General features: G+C 63.0%; 13 protein-coding genes. 6 read left to right on the forward strand and 7 right to left on the reverse strand.

Features of this window, described 5'->3' with window-relative positions:
• Window positions 1–47: 47 nt before the first annotated feature.
• From H8S34_RS03490 to H8S34_RS03500, 3 genes are read left to right on the forward strand one after another with little or no spacing between them, the layout of a single operon-like run.
• Entirely contained in the window at window positions 48–1,604 is a 1,557-nt protein-coding gene (locus tag H8S34_RS03490; RefSeq protein ID WP_346727979.1) for an ABC transporter ATP-binding protein, read from the forward strand.
• Window positions 1,601–2,656, forward strand: coding sequence for an ABC transporter permease (locus H8S34_RS03495; RefSeq protein WP_101692248.1), 1,056 nt, complete (start codon window positions 1,601–1,603; stop codon window positions 2,654–2,656). The genes H8S34_RS03490 and H8S34_RS03495 overlap by 4 nt, the downstream gene beginning before the upstream one ends.
• Window positions 2,640–3,599 (forward strand): ABC transporter permease, encoded by a 960-nt coding sequence (locus H8S34_RS03500; RefSeq protein ID WP_101692249.1) that lies wholly within the window; start codon window positions 2,640–2,642, stop codon window positions 3,597–3,599. The genes H8S34_RS03495 and H8S34_RS03500 overlap by 17 nt, the downstream gene beginning before the upstream one ends.
• 42 nt (window positions 3,600–3,641) lie before the next feature.
• Here the strand turns inward: H8S34_RS03500 and H8S34_RS03505 are convergent, their stop codons facing one another.
• Window positions 3,642–4,676 carry a LacI family DNA-binding transcriptional regulator gene (locus H8S34_RS03505; protein WP_180956801.1) on the reverse strand — a complete coding sequence of 345 codons (1,035 nt, stop codon included), beginning with the start codon at window positions 4,674–4,676 and terminating at the stop codon, window positions 3,642–3,644.
• 108 nt (window positions 4,677–4,784) lie between these two features.
• On the opposite strand from H8S34_RS03505, the gene H8S34_RS03510 reads away from it, so the two are divergent.
• Together H8S34_RS03510 and H8S34_RS03515 are read left to right on the forward strand one after the other, a co-directional pair.
• Window positions 4,785–5,702 (forward strand): ribokinase, encoded by a 918-nt coding sequence (locus tag H8S34_RS03510; protein WP_186963059.1) that lies wholly within the window; start codon window positions 4,785–4,787, stop codon window positions 5,700–5,702.
• A 15-nt stretch (window positions 5,703–5,717) separates the two neighbouring features.
• A complete protein-coding gene (locus tag H8S34_RS03515) occupies window positions 5,718–6,773 on the forward strand; it encodes a nucleoside hydrolase (protein ID WP_186963060.1) in 1,056 nt (351 codons plus the stop codon).
• Between the two features lie 235 nt (window positions 6,774–7,008).
• On the opposite strand, the gene H8S34_RS03520 is transcribed toward H8S34_RS03515, so the two are convergent.
• From H8S34_RS03520 to H8S34_RS03545, 6 genes are all read right to left on the reverse strand, one after another.
• Window positions 7,009–9,660 (reverse strand): translation factor GTPase family protein, encoded by a 2,652-nt coding sequence (locus tag H8S34_RS03520; RefSeq protein WP_101692253.1) that lies wholly within the window; start codon window positions 9,658–9,660, stop codon window positions 7,009–7,011.
• 153 nt (window positions 9,661–9,813) lie between these two features.
• A complete protein-coding gene (locus tag H8S34_RS03525; protein ID WP_235964128.1) occupies window positions 9,814–10,107 on the reverse strand; it encodes an ArsR/SmtB family transcription factor in 294 nt (97 codons plus the stop codon).
• Entirely contained in the window at window positions 10,107–10,763 is a 657-nt protein-coding gene (locus H8S34_RS03530; protein WP_186963061.1) for a 4Fe-4S binding protein, read from the reverse strand. The genes H8S34_RS03525 and H8S34_RS03530 overlap by 1 nt, the downstream gene beginning before the upstream one ends.
• Window positions 10,760–10,963, reverse strand: coding sequence for a 4Fe-4S dicluster domain-containing protein (locus tag H8S34_RS03535; RefSeq protein ID WP_101692255.1), 204 nt, complete (start codon window positions 10,961–10,963; stop codon window positions 10,760–10,762). Before H8S34_RS03535 ends, H8S34_RS03530 begins: the two co-directional genes overlap by 4 nt.
• A gap of 94 nt (window positions 10,964–11,057) precedes the next feature.
• Entirely contained in the window at window positions 11,058–13,415 is a 2,358-nt protein-coding gene (locus tag H8S34_RS03540; protein WP_186963062.1) for a SpoIIE family protein phosphatase, read from the reverse strand.
• Between the two features lie 231 nt (window positions 13,416–13,646).
• Window positions 13,647–13,823 (reverse strand): rubredoxin, encoded by a 177-nt coding sequence (locus H8S34_RS03545; protein ID WP_408004138.1) that lies wholly within the window; start codon window positions 13,821–13,823, stop codon window positions 13,647–13,649.
• 156 nt (window positions 13,824–13,979) lie between these two features.
• Here H8S34_RS03545 and dusB point away from each other — a divergent pair, with 156 nt between their 5' ends.
• Complete coding sequence (gene dusB, locus H8S34_RS03550; RefSeq protein ID WP_101692257.1) at window positions 13,980–14,951, forward strand: tRNA dihydrouridine synthase DusB; 972 nt, start codon at window positions 13,980–13,982, stop codon at window positions 14,949–14,951.
• Window positions 14,952–14,954 lie beyond the last annotated feature (3 nt).

Here is a 14,954-nt window from a genome sequence, read left to right on the forward strand (position 1 = left end):
GTTCCCGCCGGAGCAGGCGGCGGCCTTACCAAACAGGAGGTGTTCCCGTGCAGGAAGAGTATGTATTGAACATGGAGCATATATCCAAGATCTACGGCAACGGCATTGTCGCCAACGAGGATGTAAACTTTAACCTCAAGCGCGGTGAGATCCATGCGCTGGTGGGCGAAAACGGCGCTGGTAAAACCACGCTGATGAAGATCCTCTTCGGGATGGAGAAGCCCTCCTCCGGCACCATCACCCTGGAGGGAGCCCCTCTGGAGATGAACTCCTCGGAGGATGCCATTTCTCATGGCATCGGCATGGTCCATCAGCATTTCATGCTGGTCAACTCCTTCACCGTGGCCCAGAACATCGCTCTCGGCATCGAGCCCAAAAAGGGGCTCTTTGTGGACTCGGCTAAGGTCAACGACTTTGCCCGGGAGCTGGGTGAAAAATATCACTTTGATATCGACCCCACCGCCGTGGTGGGCACTCTCCCGGTGGGCATCAAGCAGAAGGTGGAGATCCTCAAGGCGCTGGCCCGCGGCGCCCGTATCCTGATTCTGGACGAGCCCACCGCCGTGCTTACCCCCCAGGAGACCGACCAGCTCTTTGCCGAGCTCAACGTGCTCAAGGACCTGGGACACACCATCATCTTCATCTCCCACAAGCTGCGGGAGGTCAAGGCCATCTCCAACCGGGTCACAGTCATGCGCAACGGCCGCAGCGTGGGCGTCTATGACACCGATGAGCTGACCGAGGAAGAGCTCTCCGCCAAGATCGTGGGCTGGGAGGGCGGCGGGGAGCTGGAAAAGGCCCCTTGTACTCCCGGCGAGGTCCTGATCCGGGCCGAGCACCTCTCCTACTACGGCGGCGCCCAGGTCCCCGTTCTGGACGACGTCAGCTTTGCCGTCCATGCGGGCACGGTGCTGGGTGTGGCCGGCGTCCAGGGCAACGGCCAGGTGGAGCTGGTGGAGCTGCTCACCCGCGCCCGGGAGCTGGAGCAGGGCCGTGTGGAGATCAACGGCATGGACATCTCCCGCCAGAAGGTGCGTGCCCTGCGGGAGGGCGGCCTCGGCTACATTCCCGAGGACCGGCTGCGCCAGGGTGCGGCGGCCGGAGCCTCCATCCGGGAGAATCTGATCTCCTGTTCCTATTACCGCGCCCCGGTCTCCGGCCCTGCGGGCCTGCTCTCCAATGAGCAGATCGACGCCTTTACCCGTCAGAGCATTGCCGACTACGAGATCAAGTGCGGCAGCGGTGCCTCCAAGATCTCCATGCTCTCCGGGGGCAATATGCAGAAGGTGGTCGTGGCCCGGGAGTGCAGCGGTCAGCCCAGCGTGCTCATCGCCGAACAGCCCACCCGCGGCGTGGACATCGGCGCGGCCCGTATCATCCACCAGAAGATCCTCTCCCTCCGGGACAGCGGAAGCGCCGTCCTGCTCATCTCGGCGGACCTGGCCGAAGTCATGAAGCTCTCTGACGCGGTGGTGGTCCTGTATGACGGACGGATCGTGGCCTATTTCCCCGATGTCTCCGCCGTGACCGAAGAAGAATTGGGCCTGTGCATGCTGGGGCTCCAGCGGCACGCCCCGGAACGCATCCAGGAGGTGACAAAATGAACCGGGAACGAAGCTTCCAACTGCTCCGCACCGCCGTCTCCCTGCTCATCGCGCTGGCGGCGGCCTATGTGATCATTTTCCTCATCAGCGATACCCCTCTGGAGGCTATCCGGATCTTCACCGTGGGACCCTTTGACTCCAAGCGTCACCTGGGCAACATCGTAGAGGCCGCCATCCCCCTCATCTTCTCGGGCCTTGCCATGGCGGTGGTGTTCCAGGCCAGCCTCTTCAACCTGGGCGCCGAGGGCATCTACTACATCTCGGGCGCCGTGGTCTCCCTGGTGGCCATTTTCTACTCCATGCCCGCCGGGATCCATCCTCTGGTCATCGTGATTCTGGGCGGCGTGATCGGCGCGGCCGTAATGGCCATTCCCGGCGTACTCCGGGCCAAATTCAATGCCAGCGAGCTGGTGACCTCCCTCATGCTCAACAACATTCTGTTGGGCGTCGGACTGTGGATCCTCACCAACTTCATGCGGGACCCGGAGACCGGCAACCAGATCTCCTATAAGTTTGCCGAGACCGCCCTTCTTCCCAAGATCGTCCCCGGCACCCGGATCCATTTTGGCCTGATCATCGCCCTGGCCTGCGTGCTCCTCACCTATCTCTTCCTCTACCGCACCAAGTGGGGCTATGAGATCCGTATGACCGGTATCAACCGGGACTTTGCCCGCTATTCGGGCATCAACACCGCCAAAGTGATCATCATGGCCCACCTGGTCTCGGGCGTGCTGGCCGGCATGGGCGGCGCAGTGGAGACCATCGGCCTGCACCAGCGCTTTGAGTGGACCGCTCTGCCCGGCTACGGATTTGACGGAGCCATGATCGCCATGATGGGCGGAAACCACCCCCTGGGCGTGGTGCTCTCGGCCCTGTTCGTGGCCTATCTCCGGGTGGGCGCCGACATGGTGGCCCGACTCTCCGACGTGCCCACTGAGATGGTCTCCATCCTTCAGGCGCTGATCATTCTCCTGGTCTCCGCCGAGCGGTTCCTCCATACCTATCGTCAGAAGTGGATTGAAAAGGGGGTCAAGCATGGACGCGCTGCTTAATGTGATTCTCACACCCAGTTTCTTCTATTCCATCCTGCGTGTGACCACGCCCATCGTCTTTGCGGCCATGGGCATGGTGGTGGCCAACACCGCAGGCATTCCCAACATTGCCCTGGAAGGCATTATGCTCATCGCCGCCTTTGTGGGTATGATGACCTCCGCGCTCTCCTCCAGCGCGTGGATTGGCCTGCTGTGTGCCATTCTCTCCGGTCTGCTGTGCGCCGGTATTCTGGCCTTTTTCACCCTGTACTACCGCACCAATGTGATTCTGGGCGGCATTGCCATCAACTCCCTTGCCTCCGGCGGCACCGTGTTCGCCCTGTATCTCTTCTGCCATGACAAGGGCACCTCCGCCTCGGTACCCAGCGGCGTTCTGCCCCAGGTAAAGATCCCGCTCCTGGACCAGATCCCGGTGGTGGGTGAGATCCTCTCCGGACACAATATCCTGACCTATCTGGCCTTTCTCTCGGTCATCGCCGTGTACATCCTGCTCAAGCGCACCCCTCTGGGCTTCCACCTCCGCGCGGTGGGTGAGGATGCCCATGCCGCCGAGTCGGTGGGTATCCATGTCATGCGGGTGCAGGCCGTTGCCCTGCTCATCTCCGGTTTCCTGGCCAGCCTGGGCGGCGCCTTCATGTCCATGGGCTATGTCTCCTGGTTCTCCCGGGACATGGTGGCCGGCCGTGGATGGATTGCCATCGCCGCCGAGGCCATGGGCTGCTCCCACCCCATCGGTACCGCCCTTACCTCGCTCCTCTTCGGCGCGGCCGATGCCTTCTCCAACGCCGCCGGCGTGCTGGGCTGGCCGGCCGATTTGGTACGCACCATCCCCTACTGTGTCACCCTGGTGGGCCTGATCCTCTTCTCGGTACGGCAGTACCGCAGAAGCAATCATAAACGTCGGAAAGCACAGAACCAGCCTGCGGCCAAGCCGGTCGGATGACCACAGAAAAAACGGGCATCCGTCCCTGAGACGGATGCCCGTTTATGTTTCCTGACAGACGGCTCCGGCCGCCGGCGGCGCAGTGCTCTCCCGGATTTGGAGCTGCGGCTCCAGCAGAGTACACTTCCCCGCCTCTTCCGGACACTCCAGTTCCCGGAAGGCCTGCCGGGCGGCCTCCACACCCAGCTGACGGGCAGGCTGCCACACCGTGCTGAGGGGTTTCTCCAGATAGTCGGAGAAAAGCACTCCGTCGAAGCCCATGACAGACAGATCGTGAGGGATGGAGATTCCCCGCTCCCGACACCGCTTGTAAAATCCATAGGCCATCATATCGTTGAAACAGAATACCGCCGTGTAGTCCCCCTCCAAAATGGCGTCGGCCACGGCATACCCGCTCTCCATCGTATAGGCCCCCGGGTAGAGATCTCGCTCCCGCAGAGCGATCCCCCGCTGGGCGCAGGCCTCCTGCACCCCGCTCAGCCGGGGCGCACAGGTATTGGTGGGGCCCAATACGCAGGCCACCCGGCGGTGTCCCAGATCCAGCAGGTGCTCCATGGCCAGTTTGGCCCCCCGCCTCTGGTGGATGGCGGTCAGACTCACGCCAAGATCCGGGATGATCCGGTCCACCTGGACCACAGGGCGGCCATAATCCCGGATGGCCTGACGGTACTCCATGGCCAGCGTCTCATCCGCATCGCTGGCCGGGACCAGAAGAATCGCCCCTACATCCCGGGCCGCCAGCGTCCGGAAATTGGCCAGGGCCAGCGCACTTTTGTCGCTGGACGAGGTGATGACAATATTCCACCCCGCCTCCAGCGCCACTGCTTCCACGCCGCTGACCAGCTCGGCAAAAAAGAGGTTCCGGATGTCCGGAATCACCACGCCCATTGCCTGGCTCTGCCCGGTCACCAGAGTCACTGCATTCTGGTTGGGGACATAGCGCAGCTGTGCCGCGGCCTGCCGGATCTGCTCGCAGGTCTCGGGAGAGATCCGGTGGGGTTTTCCGTTGAGCACCTGAGACACCGCCCCGGGGGAAACCCCCGCAAGCCGCGCCACATCCCGCAGCGTCACCGCCATTTCTCTCACTTCCTCCCGCATCTTTGTTTAGTAGTACATATTTTACCACAGCCCTGTTGAAAGGACAAGACAACTCCCTTGATCCGCAACGCATGGAGGTTCATCTGCATGAAGGTACTTAATTTCGGTTCTCTCAACATCGACCGCTCCTACATCGTGCCCCATTTTGTCCGTGCGGGCGAGACGCTGGCGTCCCTGGAGATGAAGACCGCCGGAGGCGGAAAGGGACTCAACCAGAGCATTGCCCTGGCCCGGGCCGGTCTGCCCGTGTGGCACGCGGGAAAGATCGGCAGCGACGGCGCCTTTCTCCTGCGGGAGCTCTCTGAGAGCGGGGTAGATGTCTCTCTCGTCCACCAGGACTCCATCCTGCCCACCGGGCACGCCATCATACAGGTGGACCCGCTGGGACAGAACTGCATCCTGCTCTACGGCGGCGCCAACCAGTCCATCTCCCGGGAGGAAGTGGACGCAGTTCTGGCGCATTTTGCCCCCGGAGACTGGCTCTTTCTGCAAAATGAGATCTCCTGCCTCCCCTATCTGATCGCCCAGGGCCGGGAGCGGGGTATGCAGGTGGTCCTCAATCCCTCCCCGCTGGATGATGCCCTCTTGCATACCGATCTCAGCGGTGTCTCCTGGCTCATTCTCAATGAGATCGAGGGCGCCGGACTCACCGGTGAGCAGGAGCCGCAGGACATTTGCCAGGTTCTGCGCCGCCGCTGGCCGGGTATGCAGGTCGTTCTTACCCTGGGTGACAATGGCTCTCTCTGTGCCAGTGAGCAGGGTCTCCTCCGTCAGGCCGTCTTCCCCGTGGAAGCCGTGGACAGCACGGCGGCCGGCGATACCTTCACCGGCTATTTCTTTGCGTCGGTCTGCATGGGACTCAGTCATGCTCAGGCCCTGACCCGGGCCAGCATGGCAGCCGCTCTGGCCGTCGCCCGGCCGGGCGCCGCCCCCTCCATCCCCCATGCACAGCAGGTAGACGACGCACTCACGGCACTGGTTCCGTCGAAATCCTCCGCCATCTGAAAAGGAGCATATGGTATGTATCAGCCGCTGACACAAGAAGAAATCCGATCCAGACTGACCATTCCCACTGGGAAGCTGCGTCTGGTCATTGACACTGACGCCAAAAATGAGGTAGATGACCAGTTCGCCATTGCCTGGGCGCTGCGCTCCAAGGAGCGCTTTTCGGTGGAGGCAGTCTATGCCGCGCCCTTCTCCCACGGTCCCTCTCCCCTGGGCGAAAGTGAGGAGAGCAAGCTGGCCAGCGCCCTGCACGGCGCCGCAGACGGACCGGCTCACGGTATGGAGCAGAGCTATCAGGAGATTCTCAAGCTCTTTTCGCTGCTGAAGGAAGACTCCTCCGGGCGGGTCTTCCGGGGCTCCCCCGGCTATCTCCCTGCGGAGGGCGCCATCGAGAGCGACGCCGCCCGGGATTTGATCCGCCGTGCTACGGAAAGCGAGGAGCCGCTCTATGTGGCCGCCATTGCCGCCCTGACCAACGTGGCCTCCGCCCTCCTGATGGCCCCCGAGATCGCCCGCAAGCTGGTGGTGGTCTGGCTGGGAGGACAGCCGCTCTCCTTTGGACACGGCTTTGAGTATAACCTCTATCAGGATGTCCGGGCCGTTCAGGTGGTCCTGGACAGCGGCGTTCCCCTGGTCCACATTCCCTGCATGGGCGTGGCCTCTCTCCTCACCACCACAGAGGACGAGCTGCGCTGCCGCCTCTGGGAGCGCAGCGAGATCGGCCGCTATCTGGCTCAGAACTGTCTGGACGCCTTCCAGAAGCCGGAGGCCTCCATTGCGCTCATGGATCTCAACCGTCAGGGCTATCTCAAGGGACAGTCCGATCAGAGCGACGCATATCTCTCCCAGTTCCCCACCCAGTATGTGGCCTGGAGCCGGGTCATCTGGGATATCTCCACCATCGCCTTCCTGAAAAATCCCAACTGGGTCCTCACGCTGGAGACCGAGGCCCCCACGCTGAACAACGACCTGACCTGGGACCATACGCCCCGGGGACGCCATCGGATGCGCACCGCCACTTACTGTCACCGGGACATGATCTTCGGGGATCTCTTCCACGCATTGGGATAAAAAATTGCCCCCGTATCACAGAGGCTCTCCTCTGCGGTACGGAGGTTTATACAAAGCGCCCTTTTACAGCCACTGTTTCAAACCGTTTCTCTTTCGAACGCATTGAACTATTTTGTATCGTATTGTTTCATTGCGTTTCGGTTTCATTCCAAACAAAGAGCCGCAAAACATCGGTATGAATCGATACCGATGTTTTGCGGCTTGAATCTATCGGATGGCCTTCTGCTCATCCTGTCTATGCCTTCTGTTCTCCACCGAGACGGTACTGGAGCTGATCCAGCTTCCGGTTCTTTCGGTTGTTTTGTGCGATGAGATCGGCAATCTGTCCCTCCGCCTGTTCGATCTCCATGCGGAACATCCGGGCTGAGACACGCAGGGCTCCGTGTCCCAGGATGATGAGCTGTTCCACACCGTCGGAGGTGGCCACCCGGACCCGGTATTTCCGCCCCAGCTCATAGGTGACCTTTTCGATATAGTTGTCCGCCGTCTCCGCCTCTTTCGTGTACACCACATGAATGTTGTGATACTTGGACACACTGCCGGGATTCCCCTTGACCTTGTAGGCGTCAAAGACCACGATGACCTCACACTTTCGGAAGCCCTGGTAGTTGCTCAGAATATCCATCAGCGCTTTCCGGGCGGCAGACAGGTCCGCCCGGGCCAGCTCCTTGAGCTCGTCCCAGGCGTGGATGATGTTGTACCCGTCCACCAGCAGATACTCCGGTCCCCGGTTCTGAGTGCGGACATTATACCGGCTCTCATCCAGGCTGGTGCGGGCAGGGGCCTTGGGCTGGGGCCGGAAGGCATCCCGCTCCACCTTTCCGTAGGTCCGCTCATAGATGGCCTGGAGCTCCGCATCCTCCGCAAGAGAGCCGGTATACCGCGCCTCCCGCCGGGGCTGGCTCTCGGATATCTCCGGCTCCTCCTCTCTCCGCATGAGTCCGCTCTCCACATGCATCTGGGCCTTTACTTGATCCCATTTTACCACATATCCCGCACCATGCGTACAGAAAACAGAGTCCGGGGTGTGTTCCACATCCCGCTCCGGGTCATAGCCCATCTCCTCCACTACCTGCTGGGCGTTGTGGCAGGGCTCATAGCCGCTCAGGGTGCAGAAGAGACGGCCCTGGCCCCTGGTATAGGCGGCCACCTCGGCGGCATAGTCCCGCATTCCGGCCACCGGCGCCCGCCCGGTCAGGACGGCATACTCTCCCACGGTCTCCGGGGGCTCCATGGTTCCCCCTCTCCGCTGGAGGTCTGACATGGCCCGTCCCACCTGGGCCGCCGGCACTTCCAGGCGCACGTCGTACCAGGGCTCCAGCAGAATGCTCTCGGCCTCCATGAGACCCTGGCGCACCGCCCGGTAGGTGGCCTGGCGGAAGTCGCCTCCCTCGGTGTGCTTGGCATGGGACCGGCCCGCCACCAGGGTGATCTTCATATCGGTGATCGGAGAGCCGGTCAAAACCCCCAGATGGACCCGCTCGGCCAGATGGGTGAGCACCAGACGCTGCCAGTTGCGGTCCAGCATGTCCTCGCTGCACGCAGTGGCAAAGCACATGCCGCTCCCCCGGGGGCCGGGCTCCAGCAGCAGATGGACTTCGGCGTAATGGCGCAGGGGCTCAAAGTGCCCCACTCCCTCCACCGGGGCGGCAATGGTCTCTTTGTAGAGGATGCTCCCCGTGTCAAAGGTCACCGAGAGCCCAAACCGCTCCTCGATGATGGCGCGCAGGATCTCCAGCTGGACCTCTCCCATGAGCTGAAGGTGGATCTCCCGCAGGGATTCGTTCCAGAGGATGTGGAGCTGGGGGTCCTCCTCCTCCAGCTCCCGCAGCCGCCGCAGGGCGGTGTGGGGATCGGCACCCTCGGGCAGGTTGAGCCGGTAGGTGAGTACCGGCTCCAGCATGGGAAGCTGCATGGGCCGGGCGCTCCCCAGACTCTCCCCCGCCCGGGTATGGGTGAGCCCGGTGACGGCGCACACCGTCCCCGCCTCGGCCCGGTCGGTCGTCTGAAAGCGCTCTCCAGAGTAGATGCGGATCTGGTCCGCCTTCTCCTCCCACGGGGCCTCTCCTCCGGCGTCGCCCGTTCCGCCCGAGAGCAGATCCTTGACCTTCAGGCTGCCTCCCGTGACCTTCAGATAGGTGAGACGCCCCCCCTGGGCATCCCGGCCGATCTTATAGACCTGGGCTCCAAAGTCCGCCGGATAGTCGGGGATGGGCGCATAGCGCTCCAGGCCCTCCAGGAAGGCCTCCACCCCTTCCAGCCGGAGGGCCGAGCCAAACCAGCAGGGAAAGAGCCTGCGCTCCCGGATCAGGTGACGGATGTCCCCGTCCTCCACGGTTCCGGTCTCCAGATAGCGCTCCAGGGTGGCCTCCTCGCACATGGCGACCTGCTCCTGGAGGGTCTCCCCCTCCCGCTCCTGGGTAAAGTCCACACAGCCGTCGTGCAGCCGCTCCCGGAGCTGGGCCAGGCAGCCCGCCCGGTCGGCTCCGTCCAGGTCCATCTTGTTGACAAAGAGCAGGGTGGGGATATGGTAGCGCTCCAGCAGCTTCCACAGGGTCTGGGTATGGCCCTGTACCCCGTCGGTTCCGCTGATGACCAGAATGGCACAGTCCAGCACCTGGAGGGTGCGCTCCATCTCGCTGGAAAAATCCACATGGCCCGGGGTGTCCAGCAGGGTCACCTCCACGGTAGGCAGGGTGAAGACCGCCTGCTTGGAGAAGATGGTAATGCCCCGCTGCCGCTCCAGGGCGTCGGTATCCAGAAAAGCGTTCTGATGGTCTACCCGGCCCAGTTTGCGTACCGCTCCACTGACGTAGAGCATCCCCTCCGAGAGGGTGGTCTTGCCCGCGTCCACGTGGGCCAATATGCCAACCACAAGTTTCTTCATATCTGTCATCCTCTGCGCTCGCCTGTATATGAATACAAAACATAAAAATCATAGACAAAAATACCGGCCGGACTTGAACGACAAGGCTCAAGTCCGGCCGGCACGCTCTGTACCTCATAGTCTATCACAAAATAGGCCCCACGCAAAGGGTCCTCAGGGATCGGGACAGTATTCCCGTTTCAGTACGGCCAATACCTCCCGCAGGCGGGGGTCGGCCAGGGAATAGGTCACAAACTGTCCCCGCTTCTCATCCCGCAGCAGTCCCGCCCCCCGCAGGGCGTGAAGGTGCTGGGAGAGGGCCGGCCGGGTGATCCCCGGCACCACCGCAGCCAGCTCCCCCACCCCCTTGGGTCCCTCCAGCAGGGCACAGACCAGGAGAAGACGGTTTTCATTGGCCAGCAGCCGCAGCAGATCGGCTACCTGGCGGGCGTGTTCCTCCAGTCCCATCATTCTCCCTCCTGTTCCGTTCCACGGGAGAGAGTGCAGGCCGTGCAGGAGGCACAGCTTCCGCCGCAGCCAGCCTCTGCCAGACGACCCGCCCGCAGGCGGGAGATGAGCTGGGTCATGGTCCCCATAGGACAGAAGACGCACCACCCTCTGGGCTTATAGAGGGCCATCACCACCAGGCCGATCAGCGTGGAGGTGAGCATGAGGCTGTAAAATCCGAAGGCAAATTGGGCCACCCAGGGGGTCACCTCCACCGGATAGGCCCAGGCCCAGGGCACCCGGAAGGTCCACAGCAGCTTGATGCTGGTTCCCAGCGCCCGGTTTCCCGCCCATACCAGCCAGGTCACATAGAGCATGTTGGCGAACATCGCCAGGAAAAACACCAAAAATCCATAGCGGAAGGCCGGATGCTTCATCCACCGGGGCAGAGGCCGGTTGCGGGAGAGCTTGAGCCGGCTGCCCAGCAGGCTGAGGAACTGCCCCCGGTCACAGAAGCGGTTGCAGTAGAGCTTTCCCCCGCCAAAGATGGAGATGAGCAGGGGCAGGCTGAAAGAGATCATGCCCAGCCAGGCAAAGAGGATGTTGAACATGCCCAGCCCCAGATAGATGGGGGTCACGATCCAGAGGTAGTCGTACCAGTGCCGCTTCTGTCTCATGCCAGTTCCTCCCGCGCCTTCACGTCGATGACCACCGCGGGACACTCCCCGGCACAGCGGGCACAGCCCACGCAGCGGTTTCCGTCCACCCGGGCCTCCACACCCTTCCATACCTGGATAGCCCCCACTGGGCAGACCTTCACACAGCTTCCGCAGGCCACACAGCCACGGCCCACCCGGGCCACTCGCTTCGACGGCATTTCCCCATCTCCTTTTATTAAGTATTTTCTTAATTACTTAATAAAGTTACCACACCCGTCCCTTCCCTGTCAAGTGGGATTTTCTGTGGGCACACTACTCCGTCCGCCGCTCCAGACGCAGGAGGATGGCGGTGCGGTCATCTCCGCTCCCCACCCGCCGCTGTCCCTCCTCGATCAGGATGCGGGCCAGCTCCTTGGGGCTCTCCCCCTGGAAGGAGCGCAGCCGCTCCCGGAGCCACACATCCCCCTCCCCGCCGGCCACGCCGTCAGAGACCATCAGCACGCAGTCCCCTGGCTCCAGGGAGAAGCGGCTCACATCGGGGGCCGCTCCCTGGACCGGGGAGAGCCCGGCGGGCAGCGTACTGCCTGTAATGCGCTGCACGGTATTTCCCTTTTTCACATAGGTGGGGGCCGCACCGTATTTGTAGACTGCCGCCGCACCGGTAAAGAGGTCTACCCGCATCAGGTCAATGGTGGTAAAGCCCCCCGTCTCCTCTCCCTGGAGGGCCAGTGCCCCCGATAGGGTGCGCAGGGCCTCCTCCGGCGGCACCCCAGCCCGCAGGAACTGCTCCAGCAGGCGCACGGCCTCACTGCTCTCCCGGTGGGCGGAGGGTCCCGAGCCCATGCCATCGCACAGGAGCACAAAGAGGCTCCCGTCCTCCTGCTTGAACCAGGCGCCCGTGTCTCCCGACACGGTCTCCCCGTCTTTTTTTCGGGCCGCCACGCCCGCCATGGCCATAAAGGGCTCCCGCTCGGCCAGCACCACCCGGTCATGGCGGGGCGGGCACTCCTCCACCAGACGCAGGGGCTTATCCATCAGCTGAGCCAGGCGCTTGACGGCCTCCCCCCGCCGGAGGGATTGAAGCCCTACCCCCTCGATCTCGATCCGGAGCCGTCCGGACTCGTCATAGTAGACCGCAGGCTCGGCCTCCAGTCCCATTGCCGTAAAATGCTGGCGCAGCCGTCTCTCCCGGAGGGGATCGGGGGAGAGCTCCGCCGAGAGCTCGCTGGCCGCCGCGCCCAGGGCGGCCGAGAGCTCGGCATACTGGCGGCACACCTCCCCCCGGCTCTCCCGCAGGCGGTTTTGGTACTGCCGGCGGTAAAAGAGAGCGGAAAGCTCCTCATTGGCCGCGGAGAGAAACTGTGCAAACCGCTGGCACCGGCTGGAAAAGTGCAGGGGAAAGTCGCTTCCCTCCCCCCTTCCCCGCTCCAGCATGGCGGGCAGGGCGTCGTTGAGGGCGTTATAGGTGTCCACATAGGACCGCTGCCAGCACATGATCTGCTGGGGACAGGTCTTGCACACCCGGTTAGCGGCCCGGTCAAAGATAATGGCCGTATCTCCGTCGTTTCCGCCGGAGTGGTCAAAGCGGCTGCGCAGAGAATCGTGGAGCTCCCGAAAGGCCCGGGCTGTCCCCTCCAGGCGCTTTCTGGCATACTCCCGGGCCTTGTCCACCGTATCCCGGCGGGGCTCCCGGACCAGCAGAGCCCGGACCTGGCGCAGGCTCCGCTCCGGCAGGAGGAAAAAGAGCACCGACGCGGCAAAGACCTCGTAGAGTACCGACAGGCGCGCTCCATTCCCCCAGGTCCAGAGCACGGCCACGGCGTTGGAGAGGACATAGGCCAGGGCGGTACACAGCCGCCCCTGGCGGTGAAAGACCCCTGCCATGACCCCGGAGAGCGCATAGGCCATGGAGTAAAAGGGCGACCCTCCTGCCGCCAAATCCATCCCGATCCCGGTACTGACCCCCACGGTGGCCCCGGCGCCGATGCCGCCCTCATAGGCGCACACCATCACAGCCAGAGCGGCCGCCAGCCGTCCAATGGAGAGATCTCCCCCCAGTGTGATCTTGGACAGGGTGAGCAGCACCGTTCCCGCCAGAATGAGCAGGCTCACCGTCTGCCGGATGGTGAGGGCGTCCTCCTCCCGGTTCTCCGTCCAGGGGGAGAAGGCGATGCGGTAGAAGTAGGCTGACGCGCCCGCCAGCAGTACCTCGGTCCCAAAAAAGATAAAGTGCTCGGCCGTCCAGCCCCGGTCTGAGAGGTAGATAAACCCGGTGATCCCATTCATCAGCGCGGCGGCGGCCGGCATAAACCACACCTTGCGGTACGCACCGATGTCATAGAAGGCAAAGGCCACCGAGAAGATCAGTATGGCCGCCGCCGCATAGCGCAGCCCCTCCACAAAGCCCTGGAAGAGCAGATACCCCATGCAGGCGCCCAGCAAGGCGCAGAATCCATCCAGTCCCGAGCCCGACGCGGCCACCATGCCCAGCCCAAAGGGCGCATAGTTTCCAAAGATCCCCGCCCCCGCCAAAATGCTTCCCAGGAGGAAGCGCATGGCGCACTCTGCGCCCCGCACCAGAATGGGCGCACGGAGCACCAGGCGTCCGGTCTCCCGCATCTCCTCACTGACCCGGGCTGCCCGGGTTCGGATCGTCTCCTTTGCTGCCATTTCGGTTTCCTCCCTGTCCACAGCGGTCCTGCCGCCATCTTTCGTGTGTCCGTCATTATATCCCAGCTTTTGGAAAAACGCCGTCGGAATGGGGAAGAGAAGTTTGCCCGCTCCACTTTTCCTGTGCTATTTCAGGTCATTTCCCAGTCTCTTTTTCGCTTATCGGTAAAAATCCGCACAAAAAGGACGGCATTCCTCCTGATCGGAACGCCGTCCAAAGGGCTGAATCTCTTATGTCTCCATCGGTGCGAACAATTCTTTCCCCTGGTGGCACCGGGGGCAGGCCCACTCCTCCGGCAAATCGCGAAACCCGGTCCCCGGGGGTACACCCCGGGCGGCGTCTCCCGCCATGGCCTGGTAGACATATCCGCATACCGAGCAGAGATAGGGCCGCATATCGCTGTCCATCCGCATCACCTCCTGGGAGGAGTATGCCCCCCGCGCCCGGGATTCATCCCTTGCCCCCCTTTTCTCCTTATGTTATGATAGTAAGGATTGAGTCGGCCGCCCCTGTGACGCGGCTGACACCAAAGACCTATCGTTTTGATTGAGAGAGGGATCCTTTTGAACATTGGCAGCGTCACCATACCTTCCAAACTGGTCCTGGCCCCCATGGCCGGCGTCACCGATCTGGGCTTCCGCACGGTTTGCCGGGAGCTGAGCGGCTGCTACACCGTCACCGAGATGGTCAGCTCCAAGGCGCTCTGCTACCAGGACAAAAAATCCATCCCCCTGCTCAAGCTGGGGGAGATCGAGCATCCCGCCGCCGCCCAGATCTTCGGCAGCGACCCGGCCTGCATGGAACAGGCCGCCGGACTGGCCGCCGAGATCTCGGGCGCCCAGATCATCGACATCAACATGGGCTGTCCGGTCCCCAAGGTGGCCCAGAGCGGGGACGGCTCAGGGCTCATGCGCACCCCGGAGCTGGCCGCCCGGGTGCTGGAGGCTGTGGTCCGCGGCGCGGGCGGACGGCCCGTCACCGTCAAATTCCGTCTGGGCTGGGACAAGGGCTCCATCAACTGTGTGGAGTTTGCCCGCATGATGGAACAGGCCGGCGCGGCGGCGGTGGCCGTCCACGGGCGCACCCGCAAGCAGATGTACGCCGGGGAGGCCAACTGGGACTATATCCGGGCGGTCAAGGAGGCGGTCAGCGTCCCTGTCATCGCCAACGGAGACGTCTTTACGCCGGAGGCCGCCGTGCGCATCCTGCGCTACACCGGCGCGGACATGGCCATGGTGGGCCGGGGTGTGTTTGGTAACCCCTGGCTCCTCCAGCAGTGCGCCGCCGCGCTCGCCGGGGAGGAGATCCCCCCGCTCCCCCCGCTGGCCCAGCGGTGCGATACCGCGGTCCGTCAGTTTGAGATCAATGCCGCCCACAAGGGGGAGAAGGTGGCCTGTCTGGAGGCCCGGCGGCACTATGCCTGGTATCTCAAGGGCGTGCCCTATGCGGGCTATTATAAGGAACAGATCTCCAAAATCTCCACCATGGAGGATATCTACAAGGTCACGGAAGGCATCAAGCGGGACCTGCGCTGACGC

The organism is Pseudoflavonifractor hominis, from assembly GCF_014288125.1.
GTDB classification, from domain to species: domain Bacteria; phylum Bacillota; class Clostridia; order Oscillospirales; family Oscillospiraceae; genus Pseudoflavonifractor_A; species Pseudoflavonifractor_A gallinarum.